This is a genomic window from Moorena sp. SIO3E8 (assembly GCF_010692445.1).
In the GTDB taxonomy this organism is placed as follows: domain Bacteria; phylum Cyanobacteriota; class Cyanobacteriia; order Cyanobacteriales; family Coleofasciculaceae; genus Moorena; species Moorena bouillonii.
In genome coordinates, this window is sequence record NZ_JAAHHM010000007.1 from 77984 (window position 1) to 90639 (window position 12656).

A 12656-nucleotide genomic window follows, 5' to 3' on the forward strand; every position below is an offset into this window, starting at 1 on the left:
CTGCTGATGATCTTGTGATTATACTGATTATTGAGGGAAGACTGTGGGTAGATGTATCCCTAGCTTATCTGTAGAATTCCTGACGGATCGAGCCCAGCAATGAACACCACTCAGTCTCACATCAAAAGTACTGAAACAATGGCAGAGGCAGAGTCCGCCCTAAAGATCTTGTTTTCTTTATCACTTGATCTATTATGCACCTTTGGTCAAAACGGATATTTTCAACAACTTAATCCGGCTTGGGAAAAGGTTCTAGGTTGGACTTGCTCCCAATTGCGATCGCGACCTTGGATTGAGTGGATTTATCCAGAAGATCGGGAATTTACTCTCAATGCCCTTCGTGATTGTGGTCAAGGAAAACTAGTCGAATACCGGAATAGATTATACCACAAAGATGGTAGCTTGCGTTGGCTCGCTTGGAGAATTTCACAGGATGAACAGGGTCTTCTCTATGCTGTTGCTAAAGATATCACTAGTATTAAACAGCTAGAATCGGGATTGGACTATGGTAACTCTACTGGCTCCTATAAAGGCAGTAAGGGCTTTGAAAATCTAAATCTAGATGAGCAAAACTTCAAAAGTGACTTTGCTCTATTAACGGAATGGGTTTATCGCTATGAAGCGGTTAGTCAAATTAGTGGTCATCTGCTCTACGAATGGAATACCCAGACCAATGAATTGATTTGGGGTCACAATATTGAACAAGTATTGGGTTATTACCCAGGAGAACTCACCAACACTGGGCAAGGGTGGGATGAATTAATTTATCCTGATGATTTAGAACGATACCGACACACCATTGAACGGGTGATTGTCACTAAAGAGCCTTTTGATATTGACTATCGGATCCGTAAGAAGGATGGCACATACATCACCGTTGAGAACAAAGGACAGTTTTACCTAGATAGTTCAGGTAATCTCAATCGTCTGCTGGGGTTAATTGTTGACATCACGGAGCGCCAACAGGCAGAAGAGGCATTACGCCTAAGCGAAAAACGATTTCGCCTAGCAGTGGATAATTATCCCGGTACATTTATTATCTATGATGCCCAGCGGCGGCTCCAGTTTATCAATCAACAAGGGGTTAAACTAACTGGAGTGGCTGATTCACCACTACTGGGTCACACTGACGAGGAAATCTATCCTCCTGTATTTAAGGATATCTATGTGAAACTGCTACAAAAGGCTGTGGAAACCCGGATGCCACAAGTGGAAGAACTGACTTTGACTTTGCCAGAGGTTGGTGGACTCACTGTCCTCGCTACCTATATTCCCCTGCTAGATGAGCAAGGAAATATTTATCAAGTTATCGGGATTATCCAAGATACTACCCAGCGCAAGCAGGCAGAGGTAGAACTACGGCAAGCTTATCAGCAATTGAGACTAAATACAGAAGCCGCGTTAGACCAAAAAGAAGCAAAATTTCGACGGGTGTTTGATGAAGCACCTATTGGAATGTCACTGTCAGATTTGGATTATCAGTTTATTCAGGTGAATCGGGCTTTTTATGAAATGCTCGGATACACCAAGTCTGAACTAATGGCTCTCAATGGTTTGGCAATTACTCATCCTGAAGACCTAGAACAAGCCAAGCCTTATATTAGGCACGTCATACAAGGAGAAATTGATAGTTTTAAGTTAGAAATACGTTACCGTAAAAAGAATCAAGATACCCTCTGGGGTAATTTAACCATGATGGCTATGCGAAATCAAGCAGGAGAAATCCTGTGTATTTTGAGCATGGTTGAAGACATTACAGAACGCAAGCAGGCAGAGGAGGCGGTGCGACACAGTGAAGAACGATTTCGTGCCATCATTGAAGATCAAACTGAACTGATCTGTCGCTTGAAACTTGATGGCACCCTAACGTTTGTCAATGATGCTTACTGCCGCTATTTTGACAAAGACCGCTCTGAATTAGTAGGGAAAGTATTTTTGCCAAAAATGCCTCCGGAAGACGAAGACATTGTTACCCGGAACTTCCGTTCTCTTTCCGTAGATAATCCGATCAACACTTACGAACACCGAGTTCTTCTCGACTCTGGAGAAATTCGCTGGCAGCAGTGGAGTGATCGAGCTATGTTTGATGAACATGGCCAATTTATCGAATGCCAGGCGGTGGGAAGGGATATCACTGAACTCAAGCAAGCAGAAGCAGATATTCTTAATGCATTGGCTAAGGAAAAAGAACTGGGTCAACTCCGATCAGGTTTCGTTTCATTAGTTTCTCACGAGTTTCGCACGCCACTGACTACCATTCAATCTTCTGCTCAAATGCTGCAACGCTATCAGGAAAAATTGTCCCCTGAGAAAAAACAGAAGCACCATGATAAGATTCAGCATGCTGTGGTCCGGATGACTCAACTTTTGGATGATGTTCTAACGATTGGGAAAGCGGATGCTGGTAAACTCAAGTTTGAACCAGAATCCATGGATTTAGTGGCTTTGTGTCAGGACATACTCGAAAATATTAAAATTAACCTGGGTTCTAAGCATAACCTGATGTTCATTAGTCATGGTAGCTGTCAAGATGCCCTAATCGATGAAAGACTCTTGAGTCATGTTGTTAACAATTTGCTCTTAAATGCGATTAAATATTCTCCAGAAGGAGGTACGATCAAATTTGAACTCAATTGCAATTCTTCGACCGCAGTAATCCAGGTTCAAGATCAGGGGATCGGCATTCCTATAAAAGACCAAGAGAAACTATTTGAGTCCTTTGAAAGAGCAAGTAATGTTGGCAGTATCCCTGGGACTGGACTGGGTTTAGCAATTGTCAAAAAATGTTTAGACTTGCACAATGCTAAAATTGCTGTAAACAGTGAAGTTGGGGTGGGAACCACATTTACTGTTACCCTACCGCTGCACTTTGCTACGAACCAAAATAGGGAGTAGGGAGTAGGGAGTAGGGAGTAGGGAGTAGGGAGTGGCGTCCATAAAATGGAATGTACCTCATAAGTATCAGAAACGCTATATACAATGGTTGATCGCCTTTGGCTCATTATTAATTATTAATTATTGCTAATTAATATAGCATTATTAAATGAATTGTGATAATTTTTGATGCCATATTCCCTACTCCCAGATCCGCTGTTCCCAGATCCGCTGTTCCCTTTGCTATACATAATTGAAGTCTTCTGTATTCCTAATTCTCAGTTCGGTTGACAATCAACGATCAACAATGACCCCTCAGCTTTCTATCAAATTCTTGCAAGTTCAGGAAAGTAGCAACTCTACTGCTTCAACCCCCAGTTATCGCCTTGACAGCTATATTGCTCAACAAACACCTGACTTGTCTCGCTCTCGTATCCAGAAGCTGATTGAACAAGGCAACGTGCAAGTGAATGATCACGTGTGCATCTCAAAAAAAGCTAAAGTTCAGCTAGGCGATCGCATCTCCCTAACCATTCCTGACCCCAAACCTCTGGAATTACAACCGGAAGTTATCCCCTTAGAAATTCTTTATGAAGATGACGTTCTGATTATTATCAATAAACCGGCTGGTTTGGTAGTTCATCCTGCACCTGGCCATGAAAGTGGTACTCTTGTCAATGCCCTTTTAGCCCACTGTCCTAAACTGACAGGTATTGGTGGTGTTCAGCGTCCAGGCATTGTCCACCGCTTGGATAAGGATACAACTGGTGCAATTGCGATCGCAAAAACTGACCAGGCTCATGGACATCTACAAGCCCAACTCCAAGCCAAAACTGCTCAAAGACAATATTTAGGTATAGTCTATGGTGCTCCCTCTGCTGAGTCTGGCACCATTAACCAACCGATTGGACGGCATCCTGTAGACCGCAAGAAAATGGCTGTCGTGCCAGTAGAAAAAGGGGGACGCCCAGCTATTACCCATTGGCAAGTCCGAGAACGACTGGGCAACTATACCCTGATCCATTTCCAATTAGAAACTGGTCGCACCCACCAAATTCGTGTCCACAGTAGCTATATTGGTCATCCCATTGTTGGAGACCCCGTTTACAGCAGTGGTCGTTCTGTCGGTGTTAATCTACCGGGTCAAGCACTTCACGCTTGGCGACTACAACTACAGCATCCGGTTTGTGGGGAGTGGATTGAGTTTGTTGCCCCTCCCCCCCTAGCTTTGATCAAACTCTTAGACGTGCTACGACTTCGCTTCAGCTAGTTCCTTGTTCTGAGCCCGATATGGCACTAAGGATTCGTAATCGATATTCAAAGCTGACACTCGTGGGATAGTGTTGCCTTGGGGAGACAGCTCCCGTGCTAAGCCCATATACAGAGATGGATCCCCTGCCTTGGCCTTCTTGTCTTGTGGCACGTAACTGCGCACCTGGGTCTGCCAAATGATTTGTGGGAAGCCCAGTACTGCACGGTAGTATTCGTTGTAACGTGGAGATTTGATGTTGAATGGTGTTTCACCCTGAGGGCGACCGGGAAGCACTCGACGCCGTTGATAGGGGACGGTGTTGTACCCAAAATTCTCCATGTACTCTTCGCTGTCGAGCAGTTGATCGACGAAGCCTTGGATACCCTTTGTGGCAATTATAATTGACCAGGCTAATTTTTCTCTTTCGCCATAGATATCACGTCCAAGCACCCGCTGCACGCACTGCTCTACAACGCGATAGTTGCTGTTTTTGTCATAGAAGCTGGTTTTGAAAGTTTCAGAAAGCAACAACCCACGAATAAAGTCCCGCACTGTGATCTGACCGAACCGGAGTTGAGACTCCAGGAACGGTTCACGATCCGAAGCAAAGGCATGGAAGAAGATTTGACGGTATCCTGCCTCGATTAGGGCATCCATGTCTCCGGGGGAGAGCAAGTTTTCAGTGGAATAAATTCTGGGTTGCTCTTCTCCTGGTATCTCATACCCATCTATGCGCGCATTCTGCGTCACAGGGGCGTAGCCTAGTAAAGGAATAGCCACGTTTTTATCTCCGTATTCTTAGAAAATCTTACAAACCTTAATCAAATATATAATGAATCCTGTGTCAGTCTATAAAAAAATTATATTTTAATCGATATCCTAATCTCTCAAGCGACTAGTGATAGCTGGCACAGCAGTCAATCGTCAATCGTCAATAGTTATGGGTTAATCAACTAACCTTCTTCTTGCTTTTGTGATTAATCTGTGTGATTACTCTGAGTCTTCCCCTTTAACTTAATCACCTTAATCACTAATAGATTATTAATTTTGATTAAGCAAAATGTTAATCAAATTAATAATTTTTAATATTTATTCAGATAGCCCGAAAGAATTAGACCAAAGAATTAGACCATAGCCTATCGCTCAAGTGCATCCATACCCCATCCAAAAAGACAATGAATTAGTCTTGGATGGACACTCAGGCCAATCCCGTAAGTAAGTTTCCAGATCTAACTGCCAGCGTGGCGGTTTTAATCCCAGACCCAAACAGAGATGGGAAATGACATCAAAAAAACGCTGATCGTGACCAGGGGCACCTAAATGAGCATGGGCATATTCATGGACGACAATACTCAACCAATCAGACCGTGCAATGCGTCCGACATCAATTAATATCACCGCCGGAGTGGCTAAGATGTTGCAAAAGCCATCAATACCAAACTTTTCCCCTAAAGGGGTTGCCAAAATCCGCATTGGGCGGCATAGGGAATCATGATAGCAGCTATGACAGGCTTCTAGGCAAGTCTGGAGCTCTCCATTAATGGCATCAATGTGATTGCCAATCCAGGTATAAATGCGATCGCTTTCTCTACCATTATCAGTGATCTCTACCATACTTGGGTCTAAAGCCAGCTGACCCACAGCATTGAGATACTGGTAGCCCCGGATTAACGGATCATCGCTGATGGTGGAATCACCAGCCCAAGATTGAATAATACTCTTCCGGTGCCAAGACATTTTGTTGTTGTTGAGATGTCACGCCAATATTAGCCCCAGTATTAGCGCCAGCACTAGCCCCATTATCTAGATTAGAGTCAATCCGGGTTTCGATACAAAATGATGCGCTGCTAAATCCACCAAAACGTTTCACTATACTTGTACGCATCCGCCGATATGGAGTGATAAACGAGAAACGCTCATGAGCACTCATGGTTTCATATTCAGTAATCAGCACTAGCCCATCTTGAGCATCCATCTGATAAAGACCAGCTACTGGCATGGTTTCAGCGTAACCTTTTTCCCGCAATAACTTCCCCTGTCTAGGAGAGTCGGCATCTGGAACCACCACCATCACCGTCGAGTCTTTGTGACCGTCATCACTCTGGTCCCAAGCCATTGTACCCTGCCAACTGACCAAAGCTCCACCTGCTGCCAAACTCGGGTTAATCTTATGAAGCTCACACAGCTCAATGACTTGGGGATGATCAGCCTCTAAGGTGGCTACATTGATGTCCAACTCTCCCTTCTCTGCTTGTCGGAAGGCTAGGTGGTGGGTTGTGCGTTGCGATCGCCAGTTGCCAGCACTGAGCTGGAAAAATTCCATGGCATCAATAATTGGATCCATATTATGGTATTTGATTTACCGAGTTTTTACTTAAATTTTACAGGAGTTACGCAAAGCAAAGCACCCATTTGTAGGGGTTGTTAGCGCAGCTAGGTAAGTCCTAATTATTTTTTTGAAGCAATTACATCAATTTCTCAAGTTGAATCAAGCGCTAAAGACTGTACACCAACAGTTTGGCTCCATCTAAGCAAATTTCAGCGAAAACCCTCCATCAACCACCAAGACCTCACCCGTCACTGCATCTGCTTTCGCCAAATAAAGGAAGGCTTCAGCGATCTCATCAGTATCAATGAATCTCTTAATGGCCGTTGAGTTTATAAAGCCCTGCTTTGTTTCTTCGGACAGTTGTTGGATCATAGAGGTAGCCACAAAGCCAGGGGCTACAGCGTTGATATTTATCATTGGTGCCAACTCCTTAGCCAAGGTTTTGGTAAAATTTATCAGAGCCGCTTTAGCTGCCGAATAAGCCATTATTCCTTCGCGCCCGCCGTATGTTAGACCACGAACTGACGTGGTATTAAGTATTTTGCCATGACCTTGGCGAAGCATAATCTGTGCAGCTTCCCTAGAGCAGAGAACCGCGTTAAACAAGTTATTATTAAACATCGCGAGCCAGTGCTCTTTCGTCAGCTCAAGGAAAGGTTCTCCAACAGCTTGCCCCGCATTGTTAATTAGAATATCAACTGTACCAAAAGTTCGTACTGTTTCTTCAAACAGAAATTTAACTTGACTGGGCTGGGAGAGGTCGCTTTGAACGTAAATAGCCTCATGACCAAGTGATTTTATATCTTCAACAACCTGTTTGCCCTCAGCCACACTCGATTTTGAATTGATGACAACTTTAGCCCCTTCCTGTGCAAACCTCATGGCAATGGATTGGCCGATCCCATTTGATGATCCGGTAATGATCACTACTTTGTCATGGATATTCATTAGCTAGTTCCTTGATCATTTCTGATAATCAATCAATTGTATGAGTTAAAGTGCTAATCTATCCATGTTCCTGACCACAACCAATCTGTAAACGACTTTTTCTTCCGAATCTGGTTTGTTCTGCTTTTGCAACGTAACGTTCGCCATCGAGAATGCATTCCAGTTCACCGCTCAAAATGAAACAACATTCCTCGAAAGGATGGTCATGAAGAGCAATGCTCACACCAGGCTGAAATTCAACTAACAACAAGCGGTGATGAATGGCTCCCATATTTTCGTCAATTAACCAGTTTAGAAACGTGCCGTTTCGGCCACTTACTGCTGTATACGCTTCTTCATTTGGTGATGGAATCTTGTCCAAGCCAAAATGGCCTAGCAAATTGCCTTGTGTATTACTCGGATCAAGCCGTTGGGCTTCAGTTGGGAAATCGCCGGATTTTAAAAAGAAGGTATGGCGCAACCCACCCTCTAGCTTGGGTTGGGGAGCCGCCATCTGAAGCCATTGTACAAACTCTGCACCAACATTATGCCAAGCATGGGGTTTTCCAACTGGAAGGACAGCCCAATCACCTGCTTTAAGATGATAGGCTTGCTCATCAATACTAATCAATACCTCACCCTGCAAGATATATACTCCCTCCTCATATGTATGATAGTGAGAATTGAGCACACCTGATGGAGCGAGTTGACAGATAGCCATAGATGTATGAACTGAGCCACAAGTCTGATCGACTAACGCATTTTCGGTATAGCCCTTGCTATGATTGCGGTAAGAATTTGGTGTTTTTAGCATTGTTTCGTCAAACTTTGCTAAATAATGCACTTTGACTATCCTCCAGTTTGATTGATTTAAAGCTTCGCTCTCGTTGGGAGTATGTCACTTATGCAGAGCATTTGTAGTAAAGCTATCGTCTCCTCATCTGTTTTACCTTGCTCTGATCGTATATAGTTCATTTGTTCTACAACTTTGACCTGCTCCTGTTCTACAACTTTGACCTGCTCCGGCCTGCTTGCGTAAGTCCTGTTTTACATAAACTTTAATTCTTTCATATTGCTGAGATTTTTACAAACAAGTCCCCCAGTTATTATACATATAGTGATATCAAAGCCATTGTTACACTATATAAAGAGTTAGCTTCGGGTTTTGCCTAAGTCCGTCAGACATACAAGCACAAGGACAAATCATCGCTTTCCGGATTTTTATTACAATTTGTATCTTTGATTACTTATTGCTTGACAGAATCGACAGTATTCTATAGGTGTGTTAGATTGATTAACAACGGCCAAAAAAAAGAGCAGTCGGAACATTCGTCCGCCTGCCCTAATCAACGTATGTAAGCTTAGGAGTAAACCTATGGAAACGCCTGGAAAGCTAAGTTTGGAGCAACAGTTCCAGATGAAAATCTACCAAGACCAAGTCAAGCTCTTGAGCCAGGAGGAGGCTCAGTCCTATCTCTTGGAAGTTTTGCGTCAAATGATGGTTAAGGAGAATCTATTCCGCCATCTACTCAAAAACGCTTAACTCTTAATTAGCTGCGAAGGTTTCACTTTGCTTGACTTGTTTTAAGGGGTGCCTCAGTCGTACCTAAAGTGGAATAATCTACACCAGCATGGGAACGCCTATAATCTAAACCTTCGCTGCTGATCCCAAACTGCTAATAGCAATCGTAGCTTCAGCCTTTGCTGGCCTACTACTAGATAATAATAGTATATTTTATAAATTTCAACTTACGTAAAAACACTGAGATACTCAGGGAATTCGATAGTTAGGAAATTAGGTAGTCAAGGAATGCTTATCAGGAACCCTTGGCTGTTAATGACTTGAATTTACAATCTTGAATTTAGACTAGGAACTAGCTTGCATAGTGCTCACTTTAAGCTTCCTCCGAATTCTAGCACACATGATAGGATTAGGGGTGCTCGGTTTTTGCGTTACTTGCCATTATCCTTCGTTTCAGGTCAATCAGGACTTAGCCAAAATGGAGCAACCAACCCACTGAGCTACCAAAAACCTAGATGTAGGGTGGGCAGTGGCTTAGACCGATTGATCAACCTGGCCATCGGGTGGCTAGACACTGCCCACCAAAAACCTAGATGTAGGGTGGGCAGTGGCTCAGACCGATTGATCAACCTGGCCATCGGGTGGCTAGACACTGCCCACCAAAGGATTAATCACAGCAGTACACAGACCGATGCATCAAGCTGGCCAAGGGCCAAAGCTAAGCACTGCCCACCTTAAAATTAATCACTAAGATCGATTACTAATTCTCCTAAGATCCTCGCAAGAAGGGGATTTAAGGGAAGAATTAGCCCAGGTATCGGGGGTGGTAGGGAAAGCGGTGAGAATAACGGTACCATCAGGGCCAATCAGCCAACCCTGAGCTTCCACAATCCGCAGCTTTGGACGCTTGGGAACCGACTCCTCCCTAGCAGCGGGAGTTAGTTGACTCTGATAATTTGCTGTTGCTGAGTTATCTATGGTCACCCAATCTGCTATAACGGTCTGGCTGATGATCGGGTCAAGGGGACTCGGAGGCAAGCCACCCCGTCCAGTAATAATGAATTCATCCCCTTTGGAATTGTTTGATCCTACTTTGACATTTTCGGCACAGCTAGCGGAAATCAGTGTAGAGGCATCAACTACAGTAGTCGGGAGTTCTACTAAACCTTGAGATGGATTAAAATCAAGGATGTTGATTTTTATGTTACCGTCTACACCACGCTCAGAACTGGCGGTGATATCACTCAAGTTGGTTGGTTGATCGGGGAAGTTGAATCCAAAGATGCCTCGACCGGTAAGTGTAATATTACCGCCCATGCCATCAAAGGCATTAGCGGTGATGTCGCTATTTTCTTCAAGGACACCAAGAATGAAATCAGCAGTAATGGTGATTTCCCCACCATTTCCCCCTTGCTCTTCGGTACCGGCGGTAGTACTGATTTGACTTCTATCGCGCAATATTAATAATTCCTGTAGCGTCAGAGTAATATCGCCACCATCTCCGCTAGCGGTTTCAGTAGAGATATTACTTTCTTCAAGGGAGATGGAGTCAGCATTAATTGTTATTATTCCGGCATCACCAGTACTGTTATCAATCGTTCTGGTACCAATAGTACTGCCTTCTCTGAGCACAAGTGAGTCAGCAGTAATTGTTATTTTTCCAGCATTACCTCTGCTATTGTCTTGAGTCTCGCTGCCAATACCACTTTGATTTTCAAACAATACAGAACCAGCTGTGATTATGATCTCTCCAGCATTGCCAGTACTGTCATCGGTAGTGTTGGTACCAAGACCACTTTGATTTCTGAAAACAAGTGAGTCAGCAGTAATTGTTATTTTTCCAGCATCTCCACTGCTATTTTTTGGGAGCATCCCAATTTGGCAAATCCATTGCTCAAACTAACGAAAATACTAGGGATTAAAAGCATAATTTAAAGTGTTATGTGCAAAAATGGGATGCTCCCTATTTTTTTGAGTATCGCTGCCAATACCACCTTGATTTTCAAACAATACAAAACCGGCGGTGATGGTGATCTCTCCAGCATTGCCAGTACTGTGATCTGTAGTATTGGTACCAAGACCACTTTGTTCTCTGAACTCTACTGAGTCAGCATTAATGGTTATTTTTCCAGCATTCCCACTACTCTTGTTTTTAGTATCGCTGCCAAGACCACTGCCTTGGTCTTCAAACAATACAGAACCGGCGGTGATGGTGATCTCTCCAGCATCCCCAGTACTGTTATCTTGAGTGTTGGTACCAAGACCACTTTGTTCTTTGAACACAACTGAGTCAGCAGTAATGGTGATTTTTCCAGCATCCCCACTGCTATTGCCTCTAGTATTGCTCTCAATATCACTGTCATCTTCCAACAATAGAGAACCGGCGGTGATGGTTATATCTCCACCATTGCGCTGGCTTTCGGTATCGCTATTGATGTCTAGACTTTCCAATGCGATCGCACCAGCCGCAGTAATGGTGACTGCTCCTCCGCCAGTATTAATGCTCCCATCCATTAATTCCACATCACCACTACCGGAGTTGTCACTATCCGCTTCCAGGAATAGATTGAGCAAACCACTGCTGGCTTTGATATCAACATTTTTGAGACTAATATCATTGGCCGCTTGCAAACTTAGAGTGACTTCCCCTGGTGTAGTTTTGGTAATGTCAAAGCCATCTGCAGTGATATTTCCTTCCTGATTGCCTGTGGTTCCAGCAGTGATAGTGACATTGCTGCCACCATTAAGTTGAGCTTCAAACAAGCCCACTTGATCGCCTAATACCGTTACTTTGCCTCCAGTTTCTCCTGGAGAGAAATTGGCAGCGTTTAGGGCACCAGAGATAATCACTGTTCCTGGAGCAAGTGGCACAATAGTACCGGAATCGGTAATTGTGACCTGACCGTCACTGGAAACTGTTACGCCGGTGTCATCAGACAAACTACTTAAAAATTCAGTAACAGAGGCAGAATTAGATTCTATTGATGGCGTTGGGGTGGATAGTGTCAAAATCTGTCCAGCTTGCCCCAACTGCACTAAGGTTTCAGGAGGAACCGCTACTAGATTAATCTCACCCCCTGGTGCTAGGATATCCCCAGTGCTAATCACACTCCCACCGACTAAGGTGACATTTTGTCCCTCTCCCACAGCTAAATTGCCAGCATTTACGATCGGCTGAGGCGGATTCTGGCCATACTGCAATCCGGGAGTAATGTTAATGGTTAAAAGGGGCGGCTCTTCGGGATTGGTAGCACTAAACTCGGTGCCATTGCCAAAAACTATACTATTAGCGGTACTTCCGACAAAGGAACCGGCTACATCTAATTGGGAATTGGCTCCAAAAACAATACCATTAGGATTGACCAAAAACAAGTTGGCGGCACCATCTACTCCTAGGGTTCCGAAGATCTTGGAGATGTTACTACCGGTTACTCGGCTGAGAATATTGTTAATGCCAGCGGGATTGGCAAAGTAAACCCGCTGCAAGTCCCTAACATTAAATTCAGAAAAGCTATGGAATAGGTTATCCCCTCTGGTTGCTCCACCTTCAATCAAGTCAGCGGGAAGTCCTTTGACCTCTACATTTGGTTTAACAACACTTGGATTATCCCCCAAGGAATGATCCGGAACAATCTGAGCCAGAGCGGGATTGACTGAATGGGTAATCCCATAGTATCCACTCAGACTTATAGCACCAAAAATTACTAGCGTACGCACTATTTTCATCTCACTTCGCCTCCTATACTTAACCT

General features: G+C 44.0%; 10 protein-coding genes. 3 read left to right on the forward strand and 7 right to left on the reverse strand.

All coding sequences use genetic code 11. The features are described from left to right. Window positions 1-99 precede the first annotated feature (99 nt). The gene (locus F6K46_RS05195) at window positions 100-2895 is read left to right on the forward strand and encodes a PAS domain S-box protein (protein ID WP_293053454.1); all 2796 of its coding nucleotides are present in this window, start codon (window positions 100-102) and stop codon (window positions 2893-2895) included. Between the two features lie 286 nt (window positions 2896-3181). Next, window positions 3182-4144 carry an RluA family pseudouridine synthase gene (locus F6K46_RS05200; protein ID WP_293053451.1) on the forward strand — a complete coding sequence of 321 codons (963 nt, stop codon included), beginning with the start codon at window positions 3182-3184 and terminating at the stop codon, window positions 4142-4144. On the opposite strand, the gene F6K46_RS05205 is transcribed toward F6K46_RS05200, so the two are convergent. From F6K46_RS05205 to F6K46_RS05225, 5 genes are all read right to left on the reverse strand, one after another. After that, window positions 4124-4906 (reverse strand): phycobilisome rod-core linker polypeptide, encoded by a 783-nt coding sequence (locus F6K46_RS05205; RefSeq protein ID WP_075904242.1) that lies wholly within the window; start codon window positions 4904-4906, stop codon window positions 4124-4126. The two genes, F6K46_RS05200 and F6K46_RS05205, sit on opposite strands and share 21 nt — an antisense overlap. A gap of 363 nt (window positions 4907-5269) precedes the next feature. Next, complete coding sequence (locus F6K46_RS05210) at window positions 5270-5863, reverse strand: hypothetical protein (RefSeq protein WP_293053447.1); 594 nt, start codon at window positions 5861-5863, stop codon at window positions 5270-5272. Next, window positions 5820-6458, reverse strand: a complete 639-nt coding sequence (locus tag F6K46_RS05215; RefSeq protein WP_293053602.1) for a phycobiliprotein lyase — start codon at window positions 6456-6458, stop codon at window positions 5820-5822. Before F6K46_RS05215 ends, F6K46_RS05210 begins: the two co-directional genes overlap by 44 nt. Window positions 6459-6653: 195 nt before the next feature. Continuing rightward, window positions 6654-7403, reverse strand: a complete 750-nt coding sequence (locus F6K46_RS05220; protein WP_293053444.1) for an SDR family NAD(P)-dependent oxidoreductase — start codon at window positions 7401-7403, stop codon at window positions 6654-6656. A 58-nt stretch (window positions 7404-7461) separates the two neighbouring features. Continuing rightward, entirely contained in the window at window positions 7462-8226 is a 765-nt protein-coding gene (locus F6K46_RS05225; protein WP_293053441.1) for a cupin domain-containing protein, read from the reverse strand. A gap of 531 nt (window positions 8227-8757) precedes the next feature. On the opposite strand from F6K46_RS05225, the gene F6K46_RS05230 reads away from it, so the two are divergent. Next, on the forward strand, window positions 8758-8925 hold the full coding sequence (locus F6K46_RS05230; protein ID WP_008183188.1) for an NblA/ycf18 family protein: 168 nt from the start codon (window positions 8758-8760) through the stop codon (window positions 8923-8925). Window positions 8926-9651: 726 nt separating this feature from the next. Here the strand turns inward: F6K46_RS05230 and F6K46_RS05235 are convergent. Together F6K46_RS05235 and F6K46_RS05240 are read right to left on the reverse strand one after the other, a co-directional pair. Further along, window positions 9652-10776 carry an S-layer family protein gene (locus F6K46_RS05235; protein ID WP_293053438.1) on the reverse strand — a complete coding sequence of 375 codons (1125 nt, stop codon included), beginning with the start codon at window positions 10774-10776 and terminating at the stop codon, window positions 9652-9654. Between the two features lie 39 nt (window positions 10777-10815). After that, window positions 10816-12630 carry a filamentous hemagglutinin N-terminal domain-containing protein gene (locus F6K46_RS05240; protein WP_293053435.1) on the reverse strand — a complete coding sequence of 605 codons (1815 nt, stop codon included), beginning with the start codon at window positions 12628-12630 and terminating at the stop codon, window positions 10816-10818. Between the last annotated feature and the right edge of the window lie 26 nt (window positions 12631-12656).

Excerpts from the sequence above, each read along its gene's own strand:
- F6K46_RS05240 (WP_293053435.1), bottom strand. The coding sequence starts at position 12,630 with ATGAAAATAGTGCGTACGCTAGTAATTTTTGGTGCTATAAGTCTGAGT.
- F6K46_RS05230 (WP_008183188.1), top strand. The coding sequence starts at position 8,758 with ATGGAAACGCCTGGAAAGCTAAGTTTGGAGCAACAGTTCCAGATGAAA.
- F6K46_RS05235 (WP_293053438.1), bottom strand. The coding sequence starts at position 10,776 with ATGCTCCCAAAAAATAGCAGTGGAGATGCTGGAAAAATAACAATTACT.
- F6K46_RS05220 (WP_293053444.1), bottom strand. The coding sequence starts at position 7,403 with ATGAATATCCATGACAAAGTAGTGATCATTACCGGATCATCAAATGGG.
- F6K46_RS05200 (WP_293053451.1), top strand. The coding sequence starts at position 3,182 with ATGACCCCTCAGCTTTCTATCAAATTCTTGCAAGTTCAGGAAAGTAGC.
- F6K46_RS05210 (WP_293053447.1), bottom strand. The coding sequence starts at position 5,863 with ATGTCTTGGCACCGGAAGAGTATTATTCAATCTTGGGCTGGTGATTCC.
- F6K46_RS05195 (WP_293053454.1), top strand. The coding sequence starts at position 100 with ATGAACACCACTCAGTCTCACATCAAAAGTACTGAAACAATGGCAGAG.